This is a genomic window from Amycolatopsis sp. NPDC005232 (assembly GCF_040607795.1).
GTDB lineage: Bacteria > Actinomycetota > Actinomycetes > Mycobacteriales > Pseudonocardiaceae > Amycolatopsis.
On sequence record NZ_JBEXHL010000018.1, the window covers coordinates 25121 to 48102 of the forward strand.

Annotated in this window: 25 protein-coding genes; 20 read left to right on the top strand and 5 right to left on the bottom strand. The window is 69.8% G+C overall.

Features of this window, described 5'->3' with window-relative positions:
- Window positions 1-102 precede the first annotated feature (102 nt).
- Together ABZU76_RS30430 and ABZU76_RS30435 are read left to right on the top strand one after the other, a co-directional pair.
- On the top strand, window positions 103-516 hold the full coding sequence (locus ABZU76_RS30430; RefSeq protein WP_354875442.1) for a VOC family protein: 414 nt from the start codon (window positions 103-105) through the stop codon (window positions 514-516).
- 84 nt (window positions 517-600) lie between these two features.
- Window positions 601-1896 carry an NAD(P)/FAD-dependent oxidoreductase gene (locus ABZU76_RS30435; protein WP_354875444.1) on the top strand — a complete coding sequence of 432 codons (1296 nt, stop codon included), beginning with the start codon at window positions 601-603 and terminating at the stop codon, window positions 1894-1896.
- Window positions 1897-1933: 37 nt separating this feature from the next.
- Here ABZU76_RS30435 and ABZU76_RS30440 read toward each other — a convergent pair whose 3' ends face one another.
- The gene (locus ABZU76_RS30440) at window positions 1934-2458 is read right to left on the bottom strand and encodes a L,D-transpeptidase (RefSeq protein WP_354875446.1); all 525 of its coding nucleotides are present in this window, start codon (window positions 2456-2458) and stop codon (window positions 1934-1936) included.
- 149 nt (window positions 2459-2607) lie between these two features.
- On the opposite strand from ABZU76_RS30440, the gene ABZU76_RS30445 reads away from it, so the two are divergent.
- Window positions 2608-3639 carry an LLM class flavin-dependent oxidoreductase gene (locus tag ABZU76_RS30445; protein WP_354875448.1) on the top strand — a complete coding sequence of 344 codons (1032 nt, stop codon included), beginning with the start codon at window positions 2608-2610 and terminating at the stop codon, window positions 3637-3639.
- A gap of 22 nt (window positions 3640-3661) precedes the next feature.
- On the opposite strand, the gene ABZU76_RS30450 is transcribed toward ABZU76_RS30445, so the two are convergent.
- Both ABZU76_RS30450 and ABZU76_RS30455 read right to left on the bottom strand, forming a co-directional pair.
- Window positions 3662-4204: an enoyl-CoA hydratase-related protein gene (locus ABZU76_RS30450; RefSeq protein WP_220241233.1), complete on the bottom strand. Its 543-nt coding sequence runs from the start codon at window positions 4202-4204 to the stop codon at window positions 3662-3664.
- A 46-nt stretch (window positions 4205-4250) separates the two neighbouring features.
- Window positions 4251-6032: a helix-turn-helix domain-containing protein gene (locus tag ABZU76_RS30455; RefSeq protein ID WP_354875450.1), complete on the bottom strand. Its 1782-nt coding sequence runs from the start codon at window positions 6030-6032 to the stop codon at window positions 4251-4253.
- Window positions 6033-6309: 277 nt separating this feature from the next.
- On the opposite strand from ABZU76_RS30455, the gene ABZU76_RS30460 reads away from it, so the two are divergent.
- The 9 genes from ABZU76_RS30460 to ABZU76_RS30500 all read left to right on the top strand — a co-directional run bounded on the left by ABZU76_RS30460 (window position 6310) and on the right by ABZU76_RS30500 (window position 16307).
- Window positions 6310-7947, top strand: coding sequence for an aromatic/alkene/methane monooxygenase hydroxylase/oxygenase subunit alpha (locus ABZU76_RS30460; protein ID WP_354875452.1), 1638 nt, complete (start codon window positions 6310-6312; stop codon window positions 7945-7947).
- 89 nt (window positions 7948-8036) lie between these two features.
- Entirely contained in the window at window positions 8037-9086 is a 1050-nt protein-coding gene (locus ABZU76_RS30465; RefSeq protein ID WP_354875454.1) for an FAD-binding oxidoreductase, read from the top strand.
- Between the two features lie 55 nt (window positions 9087-9141).
- Window positions 9142-10245 carry an aromatic/alkene monooxygenase hydroxylase subunit beta gene (locus ABZU76_RS30470; protein ID WP_354875456.1) on the top strand — a complete coding sequence of 368 codons (1104 nt, stop codon included), beginning with the start codon at window positions 9142-9144 and terminating at the stop codon, window positions 10243-10245.
- A complete protein-coding gene (gene mimD / locus ABZU76_RS30475) occupies window positions 10242-10592 on the top strand; it encodes a propane 2-monooxygenase effector subunit MimD (RefSeq protein WP_354875458.1) in 351 nt (116 codons plus the stop codon). Before ABZU76_RS30470 ends, mimD begins: the two co-directional genes overlap by 4 nt.
- Before the next feature lie 99 nt (window positions 10593-10691).
- Entirely contained in the window at window positions 10692-11726 is a 1035-nt protein-coding gene (locus ABZU76_RS30480) for an amidohydrolase family protein (RefSeq protein ID WP_354875460.1), read from the top strand.
- Window positions 11723-12289 (top strand): iron-sulfur cluster assembly protein, encoded by a 567-nt coding sequence (locus tag ABZU76_RS30485; protein ID WP_354875462.1) that lies wholly within the window; start codon window positions 11723-11725, stop codon window positions 12287-12289. Before ABZU76_RS30480 ends, ABZU76_RS30485 begins: the two co-directional genes overlap by 4 nt.
- Window positions 12286-13311 carry an NAD(P)-dependent alcohol dehydrogenase gene (locus tag ABZU76_RS30490; protein ID WP_354875463.1) on the top strand — a complete coding sequence of 342 codons (1026 nt, stop codon included), beginning with the start codon at window positions 12286-12288 and terminating at the stop codon, window positions 13309-13311. The genes ABZU76_RS30485 and ABZU76_RS30490 overlap by 4 nt, the downstream gene beginning before the upstream one ends.
- Window positions 13312-13361: 50 nt before the next feature.
- Window positions 13362-15011 carry a chaperonin GroEL gene (gene groL / locus ABZU76_RS30495; protein ID WP_220241249.1) on the top strand — a complete coding sequence of 550 codons (1650 nt, stop codon included), beginning with the start codon at window positions 13362-13364 and terminating at the stop codon, window positions 15009-15011.
- A gap of 972 nt (window positions 15012-15983) precedes the next feature.
- Entirely contained in the window at window positions 15984-16307 is a 324-nt protein-coding gene (locus tag ABZU76_RS30500; protein WP_354875466.1) for a putative quinol monooxygenase, read from the top strand.
- A gap of 117 nt (window positions 16308-16424) precedes the next feature.
- Here ABZU76_RS30500 and ABZU76_RS30505 read toward each other — a convergent pair whose 3' ends face one another.
- Window positions 16425-16757: a hypothetical protein gene (locus ABZU76_RS30505; protein ID WP_354875468.1), complete on the bottom strand. Its 333-nt coding sequence runs from the start codon at window positions 16755-16757 to the stop codon at window positions 16425-16427.
- Window positions 16758-16948: 191 nt separating this feature from the next.
- On the opposite strand from ABZU76_RS30505, the gene ABZU76_RS30510 reads away from it, so the two are divergent.
- Both ABZU76_RS30510 and ABZU76_RS30515 read left to right on the top strand, forming a co-directional pair.
- Complete coding sequence (locus ABZU76_RS30510) at window positions 16949-17098, top strand: hypothetical protein (RefSeq protein ID WP_354875470.1); 150 nt, start codon at window positions 16949-16951, stop codon at window positions 17096-17098.
- A 79-nt stretch (window positions 17099-17177) separates the two neighbouring features.
- Window positions 17178-17465 (top strand): antibiotic biosynthesis monooxygenase family protein, encoded by a 288-nt coding sequence (locus ABZU76_RS30515; RefSeq protein ID WP_354875472.1) that lies wholly within the window; start codon window positions 17178-17180, stop codon window positions 17463-17465.
- Between the two features lie 9 nt (window positions 17466-17474).
- On the opposite strand, the gene ABZU76_RS30520 is transcribed toward ABZU76_RS30515, so the two are convergent.
- On the bottom strand, window positions 17475-18419 hold the full coding sequence (locus ABZU76_RS30520; protein ID WP_354875474.1) for a LysR family transcriptional regulator: 945 nt from the start codon (window positions 18417-18419) through the stop codon (window positions 17475-17477).
- Window positions 18420-18518: 99 nt separating this feature from the next.
- Here ABZU76_RS30520 and ABZU76_RS30525 point away from each other — a divergent pair, with 99 nt between their 5' ends.
- The 6 genes from ABZU76_RS30525 (at window position 18519) to zwf (ending at window position 22919) form a co-directional block, all read left to right on the top strand.
- Entirely contained in the window at window positions 18519-18767 is a 249-nt protein-coding gene (locus tag ABZU76_RS30525) for a hypothetical protein (RefSeq protein WP_354875476.1), read from the top strand.
- 4 nt (window positions 18768-18771) lie between these two features.
- Complete coding sequence (locus ABZU76_RS30530; RefSeq protein ID WP_354875478.1) at window positions 18772-19647, top strand: MoxR family ATPase; 876 nt, start codon at window positions 18772-18774, stop codon at window positions 19645-19647.
- Entirely contained in the window at window positions 19640-20743 is a 1104-nt protein-coding gene (locus ABZU76_RS30535; RefSeq protein ID WP_354875480.1) for a VWA domain-containing protein, read from the top strand. Before ABZU76_RS30530 ends, ABZU76_RS30535 begins: the two co-directional genes overlap by 8 nt.
- A gap of 12 nt (window positions 20744-20755) precedes the next feature.
- Window positions 20756-21022 (top strand): hypothetical protein, encoded by a 267-nt coding sequence (locus tag ABZU76_RS30540; protein ID WP_354875482.1) that lies wholly within the window; start codon window positions 20756-20758, stop codon window positions 21020-21022.
- On the top strand, window positions 21019-21408 hold the full coding sequence (locus ABZU76_RS30545) for a hypothetical protein (protein ID WP_354875484.1): 390 nt from the start codon (window positions 21019-21021) through the stop codon (window positions 21406-21408). The genes ABZU76_RS30540 and ABZU76_RS30545 overlap by 4 nt, the downstream gene beginning before the upstream one ends.
- A 110-nt stretch (window positions 21409-21518) precedes the next feature.
- Entirely contained in the window at window positions 21519-22919 is a 1401-nt protein-coding gene (gene zwf, locus ABZU76_RS30550) for a glucose-6-phosphate dehydrogenase (RefSeq protein WP_354875486.1), read from the top strand.
- The last annotated feature ends 63 nt before the right edge of the window (window positions 22920-22982 follow it).

Below are 22982 nucleotides of genomic sequence, written 5' to 3' on the forward strand. Positions count from 1 at the left end.
TCGTTACCGAAGCGCGATTTCTTCACCCGCCGGAGCGACCCCGTTGTCCACCCCTTCGTCTTCTGCAAGGATTCATTCCCTTCCACGACGAAGGAGTGTCCGGTGGCTTCGATCCTCAACCCGTACATCAGCTTCCGCGACGACGCCCGGCAGGCGATGGAGTTCTACCAGGACGTGTTCGGCGGGACGCTGACCGTGAACACGTTCGGGGAATCCGGTATGCCGGACTCCCCCGCGGCGAACAACATCATGCACGCTCAGCTCGAGACCGAGAACGGGTTCACGTTGATGGCGGCCGACACGCCGCCGGGCATGGACCACAACCCCGGCACCAACATCTCGGTCAGCCTCAGCGGCGACGACGGCGACCAACTGCGCGGCTACTGGGCCAAGCTCTCCGACGGCGGCACCGTCGCGGTGCCGCTGGAAAAGCAGATGTGGGGCGACGAGTTCGGCATGTGCGTCGACAAGTTCGGCATCGGTTGGATGGTCAACATCACGCAGCCGCAAGGCTGAGCGCACCCGGCGGCGGCACCCGGGCTGCCGGGCCGCCGCCGGGTGACCGCCGCGTGTCCGGCAACCGTACGGGGAGGAGACGTGATGCGGGTCGTGATCGTCGGAGGCGGGTTCGCCGGGTACAACGCGGCGAAGCGACTGCGCAGGACCGCGGACGACGACGTGGAAGTGGTGGTGGTCAACCCCACCGACTACTTCCTCTACCTGCCACTGCTGCCGGAGGTCTCGGCCGGGCTGCTCGACCCGCGCAGCATCACCGTCTCGATCCCCGGCACCCTGCGCGGCGTGCGGCTGGCGCTCGGCACGGTGACCACTGTGGACTTCGACGCGCACACGATCGGCTACACCGACCCCGAGGACCGCGACCACGAGCTGTCCTACGACCGGCTCGTGCTCGCCGCCGGCAGCGTGAACAAGCTCCTGCCGATCCCCGGCGTCGCCGAGACCGCCCACGGGTTCCGCGGGGTGCCGGAGGCGCTCTACCTGCGCGACCACATCACCCGCCAGATCGAGCTCGCCGCCGCGGCCGACGATCCGGAGGAGCGCACGGCTCGCTGCACGTTCGTGGTCGTGGGCGCCGGCTACACCGGCACCGAGGTCGCGGTCCAGGGTCCGGCGTTCACCGAGGCGCTCGCCGCGCGCCACCCCGAGCTCACGGGGCAGCCGGTGCGCTGGCTGTTGCTCGACATCGCCGACCGCGTGCTGCCCGAACTGGCGCCACGCCTGGGCAAGACCGCCGACACCGTGCTGCGCGAGCGCGGCGTCGAGGTCCTGATGAAGACGTCGGTGAAGGACGCCACCGCCGACGCCGTCACGCTCACCACCGGCGAACGCGTCCCGACGCGGTCGCTCGTGTGGTGCGTCGGAGTGCGACCCGACCCGCTCGTCGCCGATGTCGGCCTGCCCACCACCAAGGGCCGCGTCGTGGTGACCGCGCAGCTCGGCGTGCCGGGCTACCCGGACGTGTTCGCGTGCGGCGACGTCGCGGCCGTGCCCGACCTGACACGGCCGGGTGAGTGCACGGCGATGACCGCGCAGCACGCGGAACGCCAGGGCAAGCTCGCGGGGACGAACGTCGCCGCGTCACTCGGGTACGGCCGGCCCGGCACCTACCGCCACCACGACCTCGGGTTCGTGGTCGACCTGGGCGCCGGCCGCGCGGCGGCCAACCCGCTGCACGTGCCGCTTTCGGGCTGGCCCGCGAAGATCGTGACTCGCGCGTACCACCTGCTGGCGATGCCGGGCAACCGCCTGCGCACCGCCACCAACTGGGGTCTCGCGACGGTGAGCCGCCGCCCGACCGTCCAACTGGGACTGGTCCGGGGCTCGTCCGTGCCGCTGGACACCGACTCCCCCGAGGTGCCGCATCGCCGGCACTGAGTCCACTGTGGAAATCTCCGGTTCCACAGTGGACTGATCAGGCCTTCACCTCGACGGACGCGCCCACCGGCAGCCCGGCGAAGAACACCTCCGAGTCGGCGTCGGCCAGGTGGATGCAGCCGTGGGAGGGCTTGTCCAACGGCCCGGCGTGGAACGCGATCCCGCCGGCCGCGAAGAACACCGAGTTCGGCATCGGGTCGCCGTACTCGCTGCTGGTGTGCACCTTGTCCTTCCACGCGACCTTGAAGCTGCCCACCGGCGTCGGCTGGCTCGCGTCGCCCGGTTCCATCGCGACCGGTCCGCGCACGACCACGCCGTCCTTGAGCAGCCACGCAAGCCGCAGCGACAGGCTCGCGCACGCGCCGGTCGTGACCGCGCACGGCGGGGACGGAGGCGGCGGCGGGGCGGTCGACGTGGGCGTGGTCTCGGTGGTGGCCGGCGCGAGGCCCGAGGTCTCGGCCAGCGGCGTGGGGGTGGTGGTGGCCGCCTGCGGCGCGGCGCACGCCGTCATCGCGGCCGCGACGGCCACGAGCACTCCCGTCGCGAAGGTCTTTCCCTGCATCGACAACTCCTGTCGTCCCGGTCCACCGTGATCAACGGGTGAGCGGGCGGGAAGGTTGAGTCCGTGACCGCGGACCCTACCGACATGAAATGTTGACGCGTCATCAAAGCCTGGTAGGTTCGACGCCAGGAACTCGCGAGGAAGTGGACATGGAACTCGGTATCTACAGCTTCGGCGACCGGACGCCCGACCCGGTGACCGGTGAACAGGTGTCGGTGGCGCAGCGGCTCGCCGAAACGGTGGAGCGCATCAAGCTCGCCGACGAGCTCGGGCTCGGGTTCTACGGCCTGGGCGAGCACCACCTGGAGCACTACGCCATCTCGAACCCCGCCACCGTGCTGGCCGCGGCGGCGAGCGTCACCGAGCACATCACGCTCGCGAGCGCGGTCACGGTGCTCTCCACCGAGGACCCGGTGCGCGTGTACCAGCAGTTCACCACGCTCGACCAGCTCAGCCGCGGCCGTGCGGAACTGCTTGCCGGGCGCGGGTCGTTCACCGAATCGTTCCCGCTCTTCGGCGCCGACCTCGGCGACTACGACGAGCTGTTCGAGGAGAAGCTCGCCCTGCTGCTGCGCATCGACCGCGAGGACCCGATCACGTGGTCGGGCCGCTTCCGCCCGCCGCTGAACGACGCGCACATCTACCCGCGCCCGTACGGCCGGCGCCTGCGCATCTCCGTCGGCACCGGCGGAAACCCGGAGTCCTCGATCCGCGCCGGGCTGCTCGGCCTGCCCGTGGTCTACGCCGTGATCGGCGGCGAGCCGGAGCGCTTCGCGCCGCTCGTGGACCTCTACCGCCGCGCGGCCGCGGCCGGCGAGCACGCCGACGACGAGCACGACGTGACCATGGGCGCCATCGGCTTCGTCGCCGAGAACTCCCAGGACGCCAAGGAAACCTTCTACCCGTACTGGCTCGAGACGATGAAGTGGGGCGCGCGCTCACGCGGCTGGGCCGTGCCCACGCGCCGCGAGTACGACCAGTACACCGAGGGCGCCCGCGCACTGTTCGTCGGCAGCCCGAACGAGGTGGCCGAGCGCATCATCAGCGTCGGCAAGCTGACCGGCGCCGACCGCTACGCCATGCAGATGGACTGGTCGGGCGTGCCGCACGCGAAGGTGATGAAGGCGATCGAGCTGCTGGGCACCGAAGTGCTCCCGCAGATCCGCAAGGAGTTCGGCTGAGGCCCGAGCACCGGGAAGAGCCTCAGCAGAACTGCTTCGCCCCGCCGGCCAGCCGCGCCGCCCGCTCCACCGCCACGTGTAGCAGATCGGTTGGGGCGCAACACGTTTCCACCAGTCCGGCAACGAGTGCCGCCTCCGGCGTGAACGTACGCTCGCCCGAGCGGACCGTGCGCCAGACCGGGCCGGCGTGGCGGCGCAACACCGCCTCGACGGCGGGCGGCACGTGCGCGGCCGCGCCGAGCCCGAGCCGCCCCTGAGCCATCACGCGCAGGTCGGTGGCCGCCGCCAGGGCGTAGCCGGCGCCCAGCGCGTCTCCGCCGATCGCGGCGACGACCGGGCTCGGGTGGTTCGCGATGGCGAGCACGGCCCGCTCCAGCCGGTCCGCCGTGCCGGCGAAGCCGCGGGCGAACACGTCGTCGCCGCCGGTGAGGACGACCGCGTACGAGCCGCCGATGTAGCCCAGCGCAGCGGTGATCCGGTCCAGCGTCTCGGGAACCATGCTCCCGCAAGGGTTCTCGTGCATCCGGACCACCGCGACGCCGTGGTCGTGCTCCAGGTCGATCATGCGCCGTCCTCCCCACACCCGATCGCAGCGCCCCACGGGAGACGGCTCACGACGGGATGTCGATGCCGTAGTCCCGGATCTTGCGGTAGATCGTGGCCCTCGACATGCCGAGGGAGTGGGCCGCGCGGGACTTGTTCCCGTCGGCGTCGAGGAGGCTGCGCACGATCGCGTCGCGCTCCAGCGACTCCAGCGGGTTGAGCACGCGCTTGACCACCGTCCGGCACTCCGGCGGCAGGTCCTCGGGCTCGATCACGCCGGCGCGGCGGGTGTGCACGACCTTGCGCAGTACCTGCCGCAGCTGGGCGACGTTGCCCGGCCACTCGTTGCGCAGGAGCAGTTGCAGCGCGGCCGGCGAGCAGTGCAGCAGCGGGCCCTTGCCGAGCTGCGCGAGCAGGAACGGCACGAGCACGCGCACGTCCTCGATGTGGTGGCGCAGCGGCGGCACCGTGACCGACGTCGGGAAGTGGCGCATCAGGTCGGTGTCGAGACCGTCCTGCTCACCCTCCGACACCGTCGCGACGCCCCACACGCGGGCGTCGAGCCGCGCGTCGTCGAGAACCGCGGCCAGTGCCCGCTGCTCCTGCTGCGAGAGCTTGTCGAGGTGGCGGAACACCACCGTGCCCGGGCCCTTGCGCAGCGCGCGCCGCACCGGGACCTCCCACTCCCCCGGCTTGATGCCGTCGAGCTCCACGACCTCGCACGGCGCGCTCGCCATGGAGCCGGAATGTGCGGCGCGGGCGACGGCGAGCTTGCCGCTGCCGGGTCCGCCCTCGACCACGGTCCACTTCCGGTCGCGCGCGAAGCGGCCGACCGAGTGACACGCCCGCACCCACAACGCGCCCGTGCCGACGATGCCGGGCAGCACGGGCTGGCGCGTGTCGATGCGCGCGGACACGACCTCGGGCTCCTGCAGCAGCCGGGCCCGCACGACGCCGCCGGCCGGGCCGACGTCGCTCGAGACCGGCGTGTACGACAGCCGCGCGCGGGCGCCGCTGGGCAGGTCCATCGACAGGGAGCGGTCCGACTGCGAGCTCAGCGCCTCGACGGCCCGGGCCAGCAGCGCGGCCTGGTCCTCGGGCACGAGCAGCTGGCGGGCGTGGTCGTTGAGCATCACGAGGTCGTTGTTGACCGCGAGCACGATCCCCTGCCCGCGCCGGCACGCCCGCAGGTACGCCGAGAACAGGCTCAGCTCGCGCAGGCCGACCTGGGTGGTCAGCTCCGTCTCGATGTCGTGCGCGGTCGCCTTGGCCAGCGCCAGCAGCAGCGGGCCGGCGTCCTTCTTCCAGCACGTGAGATCCAGCAGGCCGAGGACCTGGCCCGAGATCGGGTGACGGATGGGCACGCCGGCGCACGCGAGCGTGTCGAGGTTCTCCGCGTAGTGCTCGTGACCGAACACCGCGGTCGCCTGCCGGCCTTCGAGCGCCGTGCCGATCCCGTTCGTGCCGACGAACTCCTCGGCGTAGCTGAACCCGCGCGCGAGCTGCACCCCGTCGAGGTAACGCTCGAGCGCGCGGTCCTCCGTCCGGCGGTCCAGCACCAGCGCCTGGTCGTCGGTGAGCACCACGCTCACCGCCAGGTCGCTGAGCTTGTCCTCCAGGGCGTCGAGCACCGCGCCCGCGCTCTGCAGCAGCGGCGTCTCGAGGTTGGGATCCTCCACGTACGGAGTCTTCACGTGGTCGGCGGCCACCCGGTGCGTCCGGGACCGCCACCACGAAGCGAGGATCGTCTTGCGGACGCTTTCCGCGTCGACCTCCTCGGTGGACAAGAACTGCTCCCTGGCGTTCGCCAGCCGCTCCGGCGACGAAATGGAGGCGCCTGCGTCGGTCAAAGCCTCACCTCCCGGCAGTAGGGCGTCGTGCGCCCCGGCCAGGCACACGACGTCGTGTGCCAGCAACCATAACGGCAGCCCTGACCACTGCCTGTCTCAAATTGAGACCACCATCACAGGGTACTCACGGTGTCATCTCCTGCATCCGGACGGCGACGTGCGAGCTGCATCCGGTGCCCGGCGGCCAGGCGGCCGGGGACCGGATCACCACCCGCGAGCGGCGCGAACCAAGCCGAGCCAGGAACTGCCGACGACCGATCAGGTGGAGGTACACGGCGTGAGTCGACAAAGTCTGAGCAAGGCACACAAGAAGATCACGGAACTTTCGTGGGAACCGACCTTCGCGACCCCCGCGAAGCGCTTCGGGACCGACTACAAGTTCGACAAGGCCCCCAAGAAGGATCCGCTCAAGCAGATCCTTCGGTCCTACTTCCCGATGGAGGAGGAAAAGGACAACCGCGTGTTCGGCGCCATGGATGGCGCCATCCGCGGCAACATGTTCCGCCAGGTCCAGGAACGCTGGATGGAGTGGCAGAAGCTCTTCCTGTCCATCATCCCGTTCCCGGAGATCTCGGCCGCCCGCGCGATGCCGATGGCCATCGACGCGGTGCCGAACCCCGAGGTGCACAACGGCCTCGCGGTGCAGATGATCGACGAGGTTCGCCACTCGACGATCCAGATGAACCTCAAGCGCCTCTACATGAACCACTACATCGACCCCGCCGGGTTCGACATCACGGAGAAGGCGTTCTCGAACAACTACGCCGGCACCATCGGCCGGCAGTTCGGCGAGGGCTTCATCACCGGTGACGCGATCACCGCGGCCAACATCTACCTCACGGTGGTGGCCGAGACCGCGTTCACGAACACCCTGTTCGTCGCCATGCCCTCGGAAGCGGCGGCCAACGGCGACTACCTGCTGCCCACGGTGTTCCACTCCGTGCAGTCCGACGAGTCCCGCCACATCAGCAACGGTTACTCCATCCTGCTGATGGCGCTGGCGGACGAGGACAACCGGCAGCTGCTCGAGCGCGACCTGCGCTACGCGTGGTGGAACAACCACTGCGTGGTCGACGCGGCCATCGGTACCTTCATCGAGTACGGCACGAAGGACCGCCGCAAGGACCGTGACAGCTACGCGGAGATGTGGCGTCGGTGGATCTACGACGACTACTACCGCAGCTACCTCATCCCGCTCGAGAAGTACGGCCTGAAGATCCCCCACGACCTCGTGGAAGAGGCGTGGGACCGGATCATCAACAAGCACTACGTGCACCGCGTGGCGCAGTTCTTCGCCACCGGGTGGCCGGTGAACTACTGGCGCATCGACCCGATGACCGACACCGACTTCGAGTGGTTCGAGTCGAAGTACCCGGGCTGGTACAACCAGTTCGGCAAGTGGTGGGAGGCGTACAACCGCCTGCGCTACCCGGGCAAGAACAAGCCGATCGCGTTCGAGAACGTGGGCTACGAGTACCCGCACCGCTGCTGGACCTGCATGGTCCCCGCCCTGATCCGCGAGGACATGGTGACCGAGAAGGTCGACGGTCAGTGGCGCACCTACTGCTCGGAGACCTGCGCCTGGACCGACACCACGGCGTTCCGCAGCGAGTACGAGGGCCGCGAAACCCCGAACATGGGCCGGCTCACGGGCAAGCGCGAGTGGGAGACGCTCTACGACGGCATGGACCTCGCCGACATCATCTCCGATCTCGGCTACGTCCGCGACGACGGGAAGACCCTGATCCCGCAGCCGCACCTCGACCTCGACGACCCGAAGAAGCTGTGGACTCTCAACGACGTCCGCGGGATCACCTTCGGCAGCCCGAACATCGCGCTCAACAAGATGTCGGACGCCGAGCGCGAGGCGCACCTCGCCGCGTACAAGGCGAACCCGAACGTCACGGTGGCCTGAGGCCGCACCCCGAAACGGTTCCCGCCGGGGTTCCCGGGTTCGAATCCCGGGTGCCCCGGTGGGTGCCCCCATCCCCAGGAGCGGTGGCCATGGGCGACAAGCACAAGATCCGGTTCGAACCGGTCGGCATCGACATCGAAGCCGACGAGGACGAGACCATCCTCGATGCGGCCTTCCGGCAGGGCGTGATGCTCATGCACGGCTGCAAGGAGGGCCAGTGCTCGGCGTGCAAGTCCTTCTTGCTCGAGGGCGACCTGCAGATGGACCGGTACTCCACGTTCGCGTTGGCCGACTACGAAAGCGAAGAAGGGTTCGTGCTGCTCTGCCGAGGGCACGCGTACTCCGACCTCGAGATCGAGCTGACCAACTACGACGAGGACATGATCCGGTCCGGCCTGCCGGTCGTCACGGCGGGAACCACGGTGGAGTCCATCACCGAGCTGACCCACGACATCTCGCTCGTCCGCCTGAAGGTGGACGAGGACGCGGGCATCCGGTTCCACCCGGGGCAGTACGTGGACATCAAGATCCCGGGCACGGACGAGCACCGTTCGTTCTCCATGGCCAACGTCACGGTGGCCGGCGGGATCCTCGAGTTCATCATCAAGCGCTACCCCGGTGGCAAGTTCTCGGCACTGCTCGAAGGATCCCTGTCCGCCGGCGACCCGCTGGAGGTGACCGGGCCGTACGGCACGTTCACCCTGCGGGTCAGCTCCGACCGGCGGCTGGTCTTCGTCGGCGGCGGGGCCGGGATGTCCCCCATCCTGGCACTGCTGCGGCAGATGGCGGAAAGCGGCAACGAGCGGGAAGTCGTGTACTACTACGGCGCCCGCACCGAGCGGGACCTCTTCCACCTCGAAGAGATGGAAGAACTCGCCCGGCAGCTGCCGAAGTTCCGGTTCGTGCCGTGCCTGTCCGATACCGCTCCCGAAGGCTGGCCGGGTGACGGCGAAGGCCAGCTCGGGCTCGTGACCCAGGTGCTCGAACGCCGGGAGGAAAACCTCCCGGAATGCGACGTGTACCTGTGCGGCCCGCCGCCGATGATCGACGCGGCCCTGCCCCTGCTGGAAAGCCTGGGCGTGCCGTCCGATCAGGTCTTCTACGACAAGTTCACGATCACGGCCGCGGCGGAGGACTGACCACCGCAGGCCGATCCCACCCGAAGCAGACCACCACACACAGAGAGGTGTGCTCATGGTCAGTACGGAAAAGCCCCAGCAGAGCTTCCCGAAGCCGGAGTTCACGGGCGCCGAAGCCGGGCTGCTGGACTTCCCGAGCTCGAAGAGCCGAAGCTACAACTACTTCAAGCCGCGCAAGATGCGTGCGACGATTTACGAGGACGTGACCTTCGACGTCCAGCCCGACCCCGATCGTCACCTCTCCCAGGGCTGGATCTACGGCTTCGCGGACGGCCCCGGCGGCTACCCGAAGGAGTGGACGGAGCTCAAGTCCGGCAACTGGCACGAGTTCCTCGACCCCAACGAGGAGTGGGAACAGACGATCTTCCGGAACAATTCCAATGTCGTCCGGCAGATCCAGCTCAACCTCGACAACGCCAGGAAAGCCGGCGCCTACCAGAACTGGGCGCCGAGCTGGAGCAAGTTCGTGGAACGGCATCTGGGTGCCTGGATGCACGCCGAGCACGGGCTCGGCATGCACGTGTTCTGCTCGGAGCAGCGCTCGGCGCCCACGAACATGATCAACAACGCGATCGCCGTGAACACCGCGCACAAGCTGCGTTTCGCTCAGGACCTCGCGCTCTACAACCTGGACCTGACCGAGTCGGGGATTGACTTCGACGGCGCGGTGCACCGCTCGGTGTGGCACGAGGACCCGGCGTGGCAGGGCGTGCGTGAGAACGTCGAGCGCCTCACGGCGATCGGCGACTGGGCCGAGTCGCTGTTCGCCGCCAACGTGGTGTTCGAGTCCCTGGTGGGTGAGCTCTTCCGCAGTCACCTGGTGATGCAGGTGGCCGCCCGCAACGGCGACTACGTCACGCCCACGGTCGTCGGCGCCGGCGAGCACGACTACGGGCGTGACCGCTCCTACACACGGGCCCTGTTCAGCATGCTCACCAGCGACGTCGAGCACTCCGCGCACAACAAGCAGGTGCTCACGTCGTGGCTCGAGAAGTGGGTGCCGGTGTCCGAGGCGGCCGCCCGCACGCTGCAGCCGATCTGGTCGCAGCCGCAGGAGAAGGTCGTGACCTTCGCCGAGTCCTGGGACCGCTCGGTGACCAGCCTGCGCAGCCTCCTGTCCGACCTCTCTCTCGACGAACCGAAAGGGCTGCTTTCATGACCGCGAGCAGGCAGTTTAGCGTCGACCGCACCGCGTCGAACATGTGCGGCGTCACCCTGATGAACAACCAGAACGGCTACGTCGTGGCTGAGGTCATGCGCGCCAAGCCGGGGATCACGGTGGCGGAGTACCCGTCCATGATCCGCCTGGACGGCTCGAACAAGATCGTCTTCAACTGGGACGAGATCTCCGAGGCGATCGGCTTCGACTTCGGGCAGCCGGACTTCGAGGAGATCATGTCGACCCACTACGGGCGCATGGTCCACCTCGACGACGAGACGGTGCTGTTCGCCAACCCCGAGGACGCGGCCGAGTACATCGACTTCGACCTCGAACCGGTCGAGTAGCCCGCGCACGAACCCGGTTCGCCCCGAGGGGGGCCGGGCCGGGACGGTGCTCGCCGTCCCGGCCCCGGCCCCGGGGCCCTTCCCGCGAAAGGACTCCCCATGTACCGCAAGGACGGCGAGAGCTATTTCATCGTCGACAGCCACGTGCACTTCTGGGACGGCTCGCCCGCCAACCAGGCCAACCGGTACGGCAAGGGCTTCATCGAGTGCTTCTACGACCACCACCGCACTCTCAGCCCCGCCGAGTGGCTGTGGTCGCTGGAGAAGTTCGGCAAGTACTCCGAGGAGACGCTGATCGACGACCTGTTCACGACGGGCTACGTGGACAAGGCCATCTTCCAGCCGACCTACCTCACCGAGTTCTACGTCAACGGGTTCAACACGACCGAGCAGGACGGGGCCGTCGCGGAGAACAACCCCGGCAAGTTCATCGTCAACGGCGCCTTCGACCCTCGCGACGGCGAGGCCGGGCTGGACAAGCTCGAAGCGCTGGCCGAGCGGTGGGACCTCAAGGGCGTGAAGCTCTACACGGCGGAGTGGAAGGGCGAGTCGAAGGGCTGGCAGCTGTCGGACCCGTGGGCCCACCGGTACCTGGAGAAGTGCGAGCAGCTGGGGATCCGCAACGTCCACGTCCACAAAGGACCCGCGATCGACCGGAGCGAGCGAGGCTCGGCCGATGTCGCCGACATCGACGACGCTGCCGTCGCCTTCCCGAACCTGAACTTCGTCGTCGAGCACGTGGGCCTGCCCCGGTTCGAGGACTTCTGCTGGATCGCCACGCAGGAACCCAACGTCTACGCCTGCCTCGCCGTGGCGATGCCGTTCATCCACACGCGGCCGCGCTACTTCGCGCAGGTCGTGGGCGAGCTGTTGTACTGGCTCGGGGAGAACCGCATCACCTTCGCCAGCGACTACGCGATCTGGCAGCCGAAGTGGCTCGTCGAGTCCTTCGTGGACTTCGAGTTCCCCGAGGACATGCAGGGCGACTACGGCACGCTGACCACGGACGCTAAGAAGAAGATCCTCGGCCTCAACGCCGCGCAGCTCTACGACCTCGAAGTGCCCGCGGAGGTGACCGCCGGGATGGCCGGTGCCCGCGCGGCCGCCGGAGCGAGTTCGAAGGTCCCGGCATGACCGCGGCGACAGCGGAAACGCTGACCAGCAGAGTATGGCGTGCCCTGGCCGACGTCGTGGACCCCGAGTTCCACGAGCCGATCACGGACCTCGGGTTCGTGACCGGCGTCCGCGTGCACCTGCACAACGACCGCGGCCACTCGGTTTCGGTGCGGCTGCGGCTGCCCGCGTACTTCTGCGCGCCCAACTTCGCGTACCTGATGGTGGCCGACGCACACGACGCGGTGCTGAGCCTGCCGAGCGTCGACACGGTCGACATCGTGCTGGAGGGGCGCGCCGGCGACGAGGTCGCTGCCGCCGGTTTCGGCGGCTCGGTCCCCGAACAGGCCGGCGGTGGGCTCGCCGCGCTCCCGGCGGGCTTCCGGCGCGAGGCGCACCTGGCCTGCATGGAGCGGGCCGTGCGCAAGCTGGTGGACGAGGGCTGGCAGGTCGATGCGCAGCGGTCCCCCGAGCGCGAGAGCCTGCTGCGGTTCGCCAAGGGCGTGCGCGTGTCCATCGAGGACAGTACGAAACCGCGGTACTACCGGACCGGCGACGAGGTGCGAGAGGAGGTACCGTCGTGAAAGCGGTGCAGTTGCGCGGTTACGACCGCACCCCCGAGCTCGTCGAGGTGCCCGACGCCCGCGTGCAGGGACCGCTCGACGTGGTGGTGAGGATCGGCGGCGCCGGCGTGTGCCGCACGGATCTGCACATCATCGAGGGTCAGTGGGCGGAGAAGTCGGGCGTCACGCTGCCCTACACGCTCGGCCACGAGAACGCGGGCTGGGTCGCGGAGATCGGCGAGGGTGTCACGTCGGTGTCCGTGGGCGACCCGGTGATCCTGCACCCGCTCGCCACGTGCGGGCTGTGCAAGGCGTGCCGCGCGGGCGATGACGTCCACTGTGTACAGTCGGCGTTCCCGGGGATCGACCGTGACGGCGGCTACGCGGAATACCTGCGCACCAACGCGCGGGCTGTGGTAAAGCTGGACTCCTCGCTCGAACCGGCGGCCGTGGCGGCGCTGGCCGACGCGGGGCTCACCGCGTACCACGCCGCCCGCAAGGCGGCGGCTCACCTGCACCCGGGTGAGCGCGTGGTGTCGATCGGCGCGGGCGGGCTCGGCCACATCGGCATCCAGGTGCTGAAGGCGATCAGCCCCGCGGAGCTGATCGTGGTCGACCGGTCTCCGGAGGCGCTGAAGCTCGCGGGCGAGCTCGGTGCCGACCACCTCGTGGTGGCCGACGGCTCGGAAGCCCAGGCGGTGCTCGAGCTCACGGGCGGCGAAGGCGCGGAAGCCGTCGTCGACTTCGTGGGCGAGGGCGGCGCGATCGAGGCCGGCGTGAAGATGTTGCGACGCGCCGGGAACTACTACGTGGTCGGCTACGGCGGGACGCTGGCGGTGCCGACCATCGACATCATCTCCACCGAAATCAACTTCGTCGGCAACCTCGTCGGGTCCTATTCGGATCTCGCCGAGCTCATGGTGCTTGCCGCGCAAGGAAAAGTCGCGCTGCACACCAGCACATACGCCCTGACCGACTTCGAGAAGGCGCTCGACGATCTGGACCGCGGCCTCGTCCGCGGCCGCGCGATCCTCGTGCCCTGACCGCCGGCAGGTTCAGCCGCGACCACGACCACCGTAGGAGAAGGACAGACATGGCCAAGGACTTGCGCTTCAACGTCGAAGCCCGCCAGCTGCTGGAGTCGGGCGTGAACGCGCTCGCCGACGCGGTGAAGGTAACGCTCGGCCCCAAGGGACGCAACGCCGTGATCGAGAAGCTCACCGGAGCCCCGACGATCACGAACGACGGCGTCACCATCGCCAAGGAGATCCAGCTGCGCAACCCGTTCGCCAACATGGGCGCGCAGCTGGTGAAGGAGGTGGCGATGAAGACCAACGGCGTGGCGGGCGACGGCACGACCACCGCCACCGTTTTGGCGCAGGCGATCGTGCGCGAGGGCCTGCGCGCCGTGGACGACGGCGCCAACCCGCAGCTGCTGAAGAACGGCATCCAGAAGGCCGTGCAGCGCGTGGTCGAGGTGCTGCAGGCCGGCGCCCGCGAGGTGACGGAGGCGGGCGACCTCGCGCACGTCGCGACGCTTTCGGCGAACAACGACCCGGAGATCGGCGACATCATCGCCGAGGCGATGGGCCGCGTCGGGCTCGGCGGTGTGGTCACCGTGGAGGAGTCGCCGGCGTTCGGGCTGCAGGTGAACTTCGTGGACGGCATGGAGTTCGACAACGGCTACATCTCGCCGTACATGGCCACGGACAAGGACCGCATGGAGACGGTCTTCGAGGACCCGTACATCCTGCTCACCAACGAGAAGATCTCGAAGGTGCAGACGTTGATGCCGGTCCTGGAGCAGGTGACCCGGACGCAGAAGCCGCTGGTGATCATCTCCGAGAACGTGGACGGGCCCGCGCTGGGCATGCTCGTGGCGAACAACGTGCACAACACGTTCCGCTCGGTCGTGGTGCGCGCGCCGGGCTTCGGGCACCGACGGCTCGCGGAGCTGTCGGACCTCGGCGTATTCACCGGTGGCGAGGTCGTGACCGGCGACGCGGGGCAGAGCATCGACGCGGTGCGCCTGGAGCAGTTGGGCCGGTGCCGTCGCATCACCGTCACCGAGGGCAGCACCACGCTCGTCGGCGGTGCGGGCGCCGACACCGCGGTGTCGGCGCGGATCGAGCAGATCAAGCGGGAGCTGGAGCGCGCCGAGAACGAGCACGACCAGGACAGCCTGCAGGCCCGCATCGCCCGGCTCTCGGGCAGTGTCGCGGTGATCCACGTCGGCGCGGCCACCGAGGTCGAGCTGCGGGAGAAGCAGCACCGCGTGGAGGACTCGCTGTCGGCCACGCGCGCCGCGATCGAGGAGGGCATCGTCGCCGGCGGCGGCACCGCCCTCGTCCAGGCCCGCGCCGAGGTCGACAGCCTCGACCTCACCGGCGACGCCGCCGTGGGCCGCGACATCGTCCGGCGCGCGCTGGTCGAGCCCCTGCGCTGGATCGCGATCAACGCCGGCTACGACGGCGACGAGGTCCTCGCCGCCGTCGGCTCGTCCGCTCCGGGCCACGGCTTCAACGCCCTCACGGGCGAGTACGGCGACATGTTCGAGGCCGGCGTCATCGACCCCCTCAAGGTGACCCGCTCGGCGCTGCAGAGCGCAGCGTCCATCGCGGCTCTGCTGCTGACCACGGAGACGCTCGTGGTGGAGGAGATCATCCAGAACCCGGGCGCCATCATCGCTCCCGGCTTCGGCGACCTGGCGGAGGGCATGGTGCGGCCTTCCAACATCTACTGACCGCAGCCGGCGTCTGCTGACCTCTGCTGATCTTTGTTGGCTGGGCGCTAACGCTCGAAGGGACCGGGTTCGGAACCGATTTCGGTCCCGTCGAGCGAGTGGCCGGCTCGGTGAGGATGCGGTGGCAAGCCTGCCGGCCGATCGGCACCATGCCACGCCGGCCGGCAAGTGTCCTGCGGTACGGCTTGTTGCCGGCTACTCAGGCAACAAGCCATCGGAACCGGCCAGCGGCCTGGCAAGCAAGCGACCCAGATGGCAAATTGCCAAACCCAACGGCATCCCGCCACCTGATTCGCTGCTTGCCACGGGCCGTGGCACCACGCCACACCAACTGGCAACAGACCATGCCGCATCACCAGTTGCCGGAACGACGTGGCAACCAGCTACGCCAACGGCAAATCGCCACAGCAACGGCAAGGCGCCACAGCAAATCGCCACGGCAAGGGCAAGCCGCCATGGCAACAGCAAGACGGACGGCAAGGGCCAGCGGCCACAACCACGGCAACTGGCCAAGCCAACGGCGAGTTGCCACGACAGCCGCAGTAGCCGTGGGAATGGCAAGCCGCCACGGCAACGGCGAGTTGCCGTGGGAGCCGCAGTAGCCGTGGCAACGGCAAGTCGCCACAACCATGGCAAGTCGCCATGGCAAGGGCGAGGCGCAGCGGCAAGCAGCCGACAGGAACGGCAAGGTGCCACAGCCCGTGGCAAGCGAACAGCCGGACGAGTCGGTTTCCAGGGCAATCTGCCACCGCGATGGCAGGTTGCCGGCACTGATGGCAAGTGAGGCAGCCGTGTCTACGGCAGCCGGGGCGAAGCACACAGCCCCGGCGAACCCGGACTCGGTTCCCGGCGCGGGACGCCCGCCGGGGGCCGCGGCCGGTCGTGAGTACGGGTGGTCGCGGCGCCCGGCTCACGCCCGGTCACGAGGCAGCGTGGCCTCGTGCGCCGTCTGTGCCCCTTTCGGAGGACAGCATGATCTTCATCGTCGTCAAGTTCACCGTCCGGCCCGAGCGGAGCGAGGACTGGCTCGGCCTGGTCGACGACTTCACCCTCGCCACCCGGCGCGAGCCGGGGAACCTGTTCTTCGAGTGGTCGCGCAGCGTCGACGTGCCCCACCAGTTCGTGCTGGTCGAGGCCTTCGCCGACCCCGACGCCGGCCGCGCGCACGTGAAATCTCCGCACTTCGCGGACGCGATGGCGTGGATGCCCGGCGTCATCGCCCGCACCCCGGAGATCGTCAGCCTGGACGCCCCCGGCGCCGGCTGGAGCCCGATGGGCGAGCTCCGAGTCGACTGACCGCTCCCACCACAGGCCGGGCGAGGTCCGGACCGCCGCGAAGGGTCCGGACCCGTCCGGCCGCGTCGCCCGAGAAATCACCGGAGAAATCGGCCCGGAAATCGCCCGGGAACGCCGTCAGCGCTTTCTGCCCCGCCGGCGCCGGGTCGCGCGGGTGAGGATCCAGGCCAGTGAGATCACCATCCCGCCCACCGCGAGACCCCAGGCCGTCACGTCCACCGCGGGCACCCATGTGACCTCCGAGCCGCGGATGACGAAAGCCCCCGTGGGGCGCGCGAAGAGCCCGAAGCCGACGCCTTCCTTGTCCGGCGCCTCCTGCCCGCCGCCCCCGCCGCCGGTCACCATGGCGGCCGGGATGACAACGATGCCATCCTTCTCGACCGGGTCACTGTAGACGCGTTGCGCCGTGTACAACTCCGATGTGGACGCGGTGATGTCCTTGAGTCCCATGTGGTCACTCCTTCGTCGAGTCGCTGCCGGTCACGATCCTCGTCGATTACAACGTACGGGTGAAGTCCCTGGCCACCACGGCTCACGTTGTTAGCGTGGACGCCGCTGACTCGACGGACGGTGGGGACATGACAGCATCCGTACAGGAGCGGACCAGTACACCACGAAGAACGAACGAAGGAGTGAAACCGTTGTCCTGCAAGGAAAAGCCAGGTTTGGCGTTGAGCATCGCGCTCACGACCGCACTGGGCTTCGCCTGGGCGGCGGAGGTGGGGTTCGGTGTCGGGGTGAGCATCGGGAACCTCGTGACCGGCAACGCGCGTAAACCGCTCCCCTATTGAAAAACAACGGATAGACCACGGAAACGCCGCCGCCGCAACGGAAATCGGCTCCGGGCGGCCCGCAGCCAAGGAGCGGGACATGCTCATCGTCGCCGGGCACCTCGTCGTCGACCCCGGCCGGCGGGAGGCCTACCTCGCCGGCTGCGTGAGCGTGGTCGAGCAGGCCCGCGACGCGCCCGGCTGCCTCGGCTTCTCCCTCACCGCGGACCTGCTGGACCCCGGGCGCATCGTCGTCTTCGAGCGCTGGGAGTCGCGGGCGGCCGTCGAGGCGTTCCGGGGCAGCGGCTCGAGCGACGAGCAGAACGCCGAGATCCTCGCCGCCGAAGTGGCCGAGTACGACGTCGCCGGCGTGCGCGAGCTGACCTGACCGAAAAGGTCAAGACCAGATCGTCACGTACACCGGCGGCCGGAACCTCGAAGGCGGCACGCCACTACCCGGCGCGCGCATCACGTGCATCGCCGCCGGCGTCGTCAGGAAGTGCCGCAACGAGTTGGCCGCACCCGTGCGGCGGTCGGTCGGCAGGGTGGTCACGTACCAGCACGTCGACATGGGCGTGTGGCGCGTCGGCACCACGACCAGCTCGTGGCGGCGCAGCTGCGGCGCCACCAGGTGCTCCAGCGCCACCGACACCCCGCCCCCGCTGGCGGCCGCCGACCACGCGGCCGTCTGGTTCGGGAAGACCTGGATCGCGTCGTCGGGCACGCCGAGGCGGGCCAGCAGCCGGCCGGTGTCGCTGCCCGGGTCGGCGCCCGCCGGGTCGAGCAGCCACGGCCAGTGCGCCGGGCTGCCCTGGTGGCGGCAGTGCGGCGAGCCGACCACCACGAGTGACGCGCGGAAGATCGGCGTGCAGTCGAGGTCGCCGCCGTCGCCCGTCATGTCCGGGCCCAGCGCGACGTCGGCGAGCCGGTTGGTGATGAGCACGGGCAGCTCGGCGGTGCGTGCGAGCCCGGACGACGCGTCGATGGCGTTGCCCGATCTTCGCGTGAACGCCTCCAGCAGCGGGTTGGCGACGAACTCCGCGATCTCGCTGGTCACCGCCAGCTGCAAGCGCGCCGCGACGCCGTTGGCCTGGCGTACGGCGGCGTCGGCCTCGGCGCCGAGCGCCACCATCTGCGACGCGATGGGCAGCAGGCGGCTGCCGCCCGCGGTGAGTGTCATGCCGCCGGAGCGCTTGATGAGCAGCTTGTCGCCGTGGTGCTGGCGCAGCGCGGCCAGCGCCTGCGACACCGCCGGCTCGCTCACGCCGAGCGCCTTCGCGGCGTCGGTGACCGACCCCAGCCTTGCCACCAGGACGAACGCGTTGAGCTGGCCCAGTGTCATGGTCAAATACTCTCGGTAACCCCGAATCCTGGACAATACTCCTTAAGCAAAGGGTTAATCCAGCGCTCCGCAACCGTGCCCGCGGTGTTCACTCGCCCCATGGACGACGAAGCGCTGCAAGTCCTGCGCGAGGTCTGGCGCGCCCACGGCCAGGACACCGACGAGCTGGAAGCGGCCTGCGGGCCCCAGCGTTCGTGCAAGAACATGTCGGCCGTGGGGTTCGGCGGGCTCGCCGACAACGGCGACTTGCACACGGCGTGGCACGACCAGCTCGCCCGTGAGGGGAAGCTGAAGCCCGGCACGAGCACGGTGCGTGACCTCGTGCTCGGCGCGGACGAGCAGCCGTAACGGGATGGCCGAGCCGGACACCGTCGCGGGGCTCACCGCCGCCCTGCGCGACGGCGCGTATCTCGCCGACCGCGGCCTCGCCACGGCGCTGCTGGTCGGACTGCGGCTGCACCGGCCCGTGCTGCTCGAAGGCGAGGTCGGCGTCGGCAAGACGGAGGTCGCGAAGACGCTCGCCACGGTGCTCGGCCGCCGCCTCATCCGGCTGCAGTGCTACGAGGGCATCGACACCGCCCAGGCCCTCTACGAATGGGACTACGCCCGCCAGCTGCTGCGCATCCGCGCGCTGCAGGACCACCAGGCCGAGTCCGGCGAGGTGGTCGAGCAGCTGTTCGGGCCCGAGTTCCTCGTCGAACGGCCGCTGCTCGCCGCCGTCCGCGCGGGCGCCGGCGCCGTGCTGCTCGTGGACGAGATCGACCGCGCCGACGACGAGTTCGAAGCCTTCCTGCTCGAACTGCTGTCCGACTTCCAGGTCACCGTGCCCGAGATCGGCACCATCGTCGCGCCCAGCCCGCCACTGGTCGTGCTCACCTCCAACCGCACCCGCGAGCTGCACGACGCGCTCAAACGCCGCTGCCTCTACCACTGGCTCGGCTACCCGGGCGCCGACCGCGAGGTGGAGATCGTGCTCGTGCGCGAGCCCGGCGTCGAGGAGAGCTTGGCGCGCCAGGTCGTGGCCGCCGTGCGACGGCTGCGGGAGCTCGACCTCGCCAAGCCACCCGGCGTCGCCGAGACCATCGACTGGGCTCGCATGCTGCGATTCCTCGGCGAGCGCACGCTCGACGAACGCTCCGCCGGCGACACGCTCGGCGCCGTCGTGAAGGATCGCGACGACCTCGACGTGGTGCGTGAGCGCCTCGCGGAACTCGCCTCCGGTGGCTGAGCTCACCCGCGTGCTGGTGGGTTTCGCGCGGGCCCTGCGCGAAGCCGGGCTCCCCGTGGGCTCCGGCGACGCGCTCGGCTGCTGCCGTGCGATGACCGTCCTCGACACCACCGACCTCGCCGACCTCTACTGGGGCGGCCGCACCACGCTGCTGAAGCGCCACGAAGACCTCCCCCGCTACGACGAGACGTTCCGCCGTTATTTCCTCGGCGCCGGTGAACCGCCCGCGGCGCTGCTCACGATCCTCGCCGAGTCGGGCGTCGACGCCACGCTGGCGCTGCCCGAACCCGAACGCACCGGCGACGAGCAAGAGACCGACACGCTGCTCGGGCTCACCGCGTCCGATGTGGACAGCCTGAAACGCAAGTCCTTCGGTACCTGCACGCCCGAAGAGCTCGCCGCGATCCGCCGCATCATGGCCCGGATTCGCCTCACCCCGCCGAAACGCCGCACGCGCCGCACCCGGCCCGCGCGCAAGGGCCGCGAACCGGATCTGCGCCGCACGGTCCGGGACTCGCTGCGGACGTTCGGCGAACCCCGCGCGCTGCGGTGGCGCGAACGCCGCGTGCGGCTGCGGCCGCTGATCCTCGTCCTCGACGTCTCCGGCTCCATGGCCGACTACTCCCGCACGCTGCTGCAGTTCGCCTACTCCGCCCGCCGCGCCGCGGCGAAGGTCGAGGTGTTCTGCTTCGGCACCCGCCTCACGCGGATCACCGATCAGCTGCGCACCCGTGACGCCGACGAAGCCCTGGCGCGTGCGGCCGAAGCCGTGGTCGACTGGGAGGGCGGCACCCGCATCGGCGCCGCGCTCGACGAGTTCGTGCGCACCTTCGGCCGGCGTGGCCGGTGCCGCGGCGGGGTGGTCGTGATCTGTTCCGACGGCTTCGACCGCGGTGATCCGGACGTGCTGGCGAAGGCGGTGGAGCGGCTGTCGCGGCTGTGTCACCGGCTGGTGTGGACGAACCCGCACGGTGGCGCCCTCGGCCCGGCGCCGCTCGGGATGAGGATCGCCGCGCCGTACGTGGACCTGCTGGTGGCCGGCCACGACCTGCGCAGCCTGGAGGAGCTCGCGGCAGCGCTGCCCCGAGCTCGGTGAGGAGCACCGGCGATGCGGTGGAGCGTGGGGATCGAAGCGGACGGCGAGCGCGTGTTCACTCGCGAGGAGATCGTGAGCCTGGCCGACGCGGTGGCGGCCTCGGGCGGGATCGCCAGCGGGATCGGCACCACGAGCTACGGCGCGCGCCTGCTCGTCGAGGCACCCAACCGGGAGAAGGCGATCACGCTCGCCACGGCGGAGTTCCGCCGCGCGGCGAAGGAGGCCGGGCTGCCGTCGTTGCCGATCGGGCGCGTCGAGGCCGTCGGCGAACACGAGTGATCCGCCTCGGCTCGGCTTCGGGGTACCCGTTCGAGGGCCCCCGCCTGCTCGGCGGGTGGACGCCGCCCGCCGTCGCCGCGGTGTACGCCGTGCTCTACCGCCCCGAGCCCGAGGCCCGGCCCGATCGCTACGCCGTGGTGTACGTCGGCCACGCGGACGACCTGTCCCAGGCGAGCCTCCCGTGGCGGCACCCGCGCGCGCAGTGCTGGATCGCCCGCGCGGGCTCGCGGTGGAAGGTGCACATCTGCACCTACGAGGTCCCCGGTGGGCTGCCCGCGCACCGCGAGCAGATCGTCCGCGAGCTCACCGCCGTCTACCGGCCGCGCTGCAACGAAACGCAGTTCGACCACAGCTGGGCCGAGGAGTGGATCGGCCACGAGCGCTGAGGCGCCCCTCTCATCCCCCACGGATGAGGCCGTGTCGCTCGGTCGGCGGCGACGATGCTCCCGGACACGACCGGAGCTCGCGATGCGTCGTGACAGAGCTGGAGGCAGGGATGACATCGACAGCCATCGAGCCGCCGCGGGCGGACGTCCTCGTGATTTTCGGGATCACCGGCGACCTGGCGAAGGTGATGACCTTCCGGTCGCTCTACCGCCTCGAGGCGCGCGGCCTGCTCGACTGCCCCGTCGTGGGGGTGGCCGCCGACGACTGGACACTCGATCAGCTCATCGAACGGGCCCGGTCGTCGATCGAAGCGACCGGAGACCTCGACAAGGCGGTCTTCGAGCGGTTCGCCGCCAAGCTGTCCTACGTCAGCGGCGACTTCACCGACCCGGCCACCTACGAGCGGGTCGCAGCCGCGGTCAAAGGCGCCGCGACACCGGTGTTCTACCTGGAGATCCCGCCGTTCCTGTTCGCCCGAGTGGTCAAGGGACTGTCCGAAGCCGGGCTCACCACCGGTGCCCGGCTCGTCATCGAGAAGCCGTTCGGCCATGACCAGCAGTCCGCGCGTGCGCTGGCCGATGAGCTGCACCAGTACGTCGACGAGGCGCAGCTGTTCCGGGTCGACCACTACCTGGGGAAGATGGGGCTGCAGGAGATCCTCCACCTGCGTTTTGCCAACGCCGTCCTCGAGCCGCTGTGGAGCCGCAACTACCTCGAGTGCGTGGAGATCACGATGGCGGAGAGCTTCGGCGTCGAGGACCGCGGTCATTTCTACGACCCGGTCGGCGCGTTGCGCGATGTCGTCGTCAACCACCTGATGCAGGTGGTGGCGGCCGCGGCGATGGAGCCGCCGTCGCGCGGCGACCCGGTGACCCTCAAGGAGTCGCAGGTCGGTCTGTTCCGTGCGGTGATGGAGGCGAACCCGGCCCACTACGTGCGCGGGCAATACCGCGGCTACCTCGACATCGACGGCGTTCCGCGCGACTCGGCCACCGAGACGTTCGTGGCGCTGCGGCTCGACATCGAGAACTGGCGCTGGGCCGGCGTGCCGTTTTTCATCCGGGCCGGCAAGCGGCTGCCGGTGACGCAGACCGAGCTGCGGCTGGTGTTCAAGCGCCCACCCAAGCTGGGGTTCGGGCTGGTCGGACACGAGGCGCAGCCGAACCAGCTCGTCCTGAGGCTCGACCCGTCGACCGGGGTCCGGATCCAGATCGACGCGTTCCGCGCCGACGTGGCCCGCATCGCGCCGATCGAGCTCGACATGGAGTTCGCGGACGAGGGCGGCGAGGGCCCGACGCCGTACGAGGTTCTGCTGCACGCGGCGATGATCGGGAACAGCACCCGGTTCTCCCGCCAGGACGGCGTCGAGGAGACCTGGCGGGTCATGCAGCCGCTGCTCGACGCGCCGCCGCCGGTGCAGGCCTACGAACCCGGAACCTGGGGGCCGGCCGCGGCCGACCGGATCACGGCCGGGTTCGGCGGCTGGCGCATGCCCTGGACGTCCCGCTGACCAGGCTCGGCCGAGCCGCTCCGGTGGCCGGACCGGCCGACGCGAAGTGCTCCCGCGTCGGCC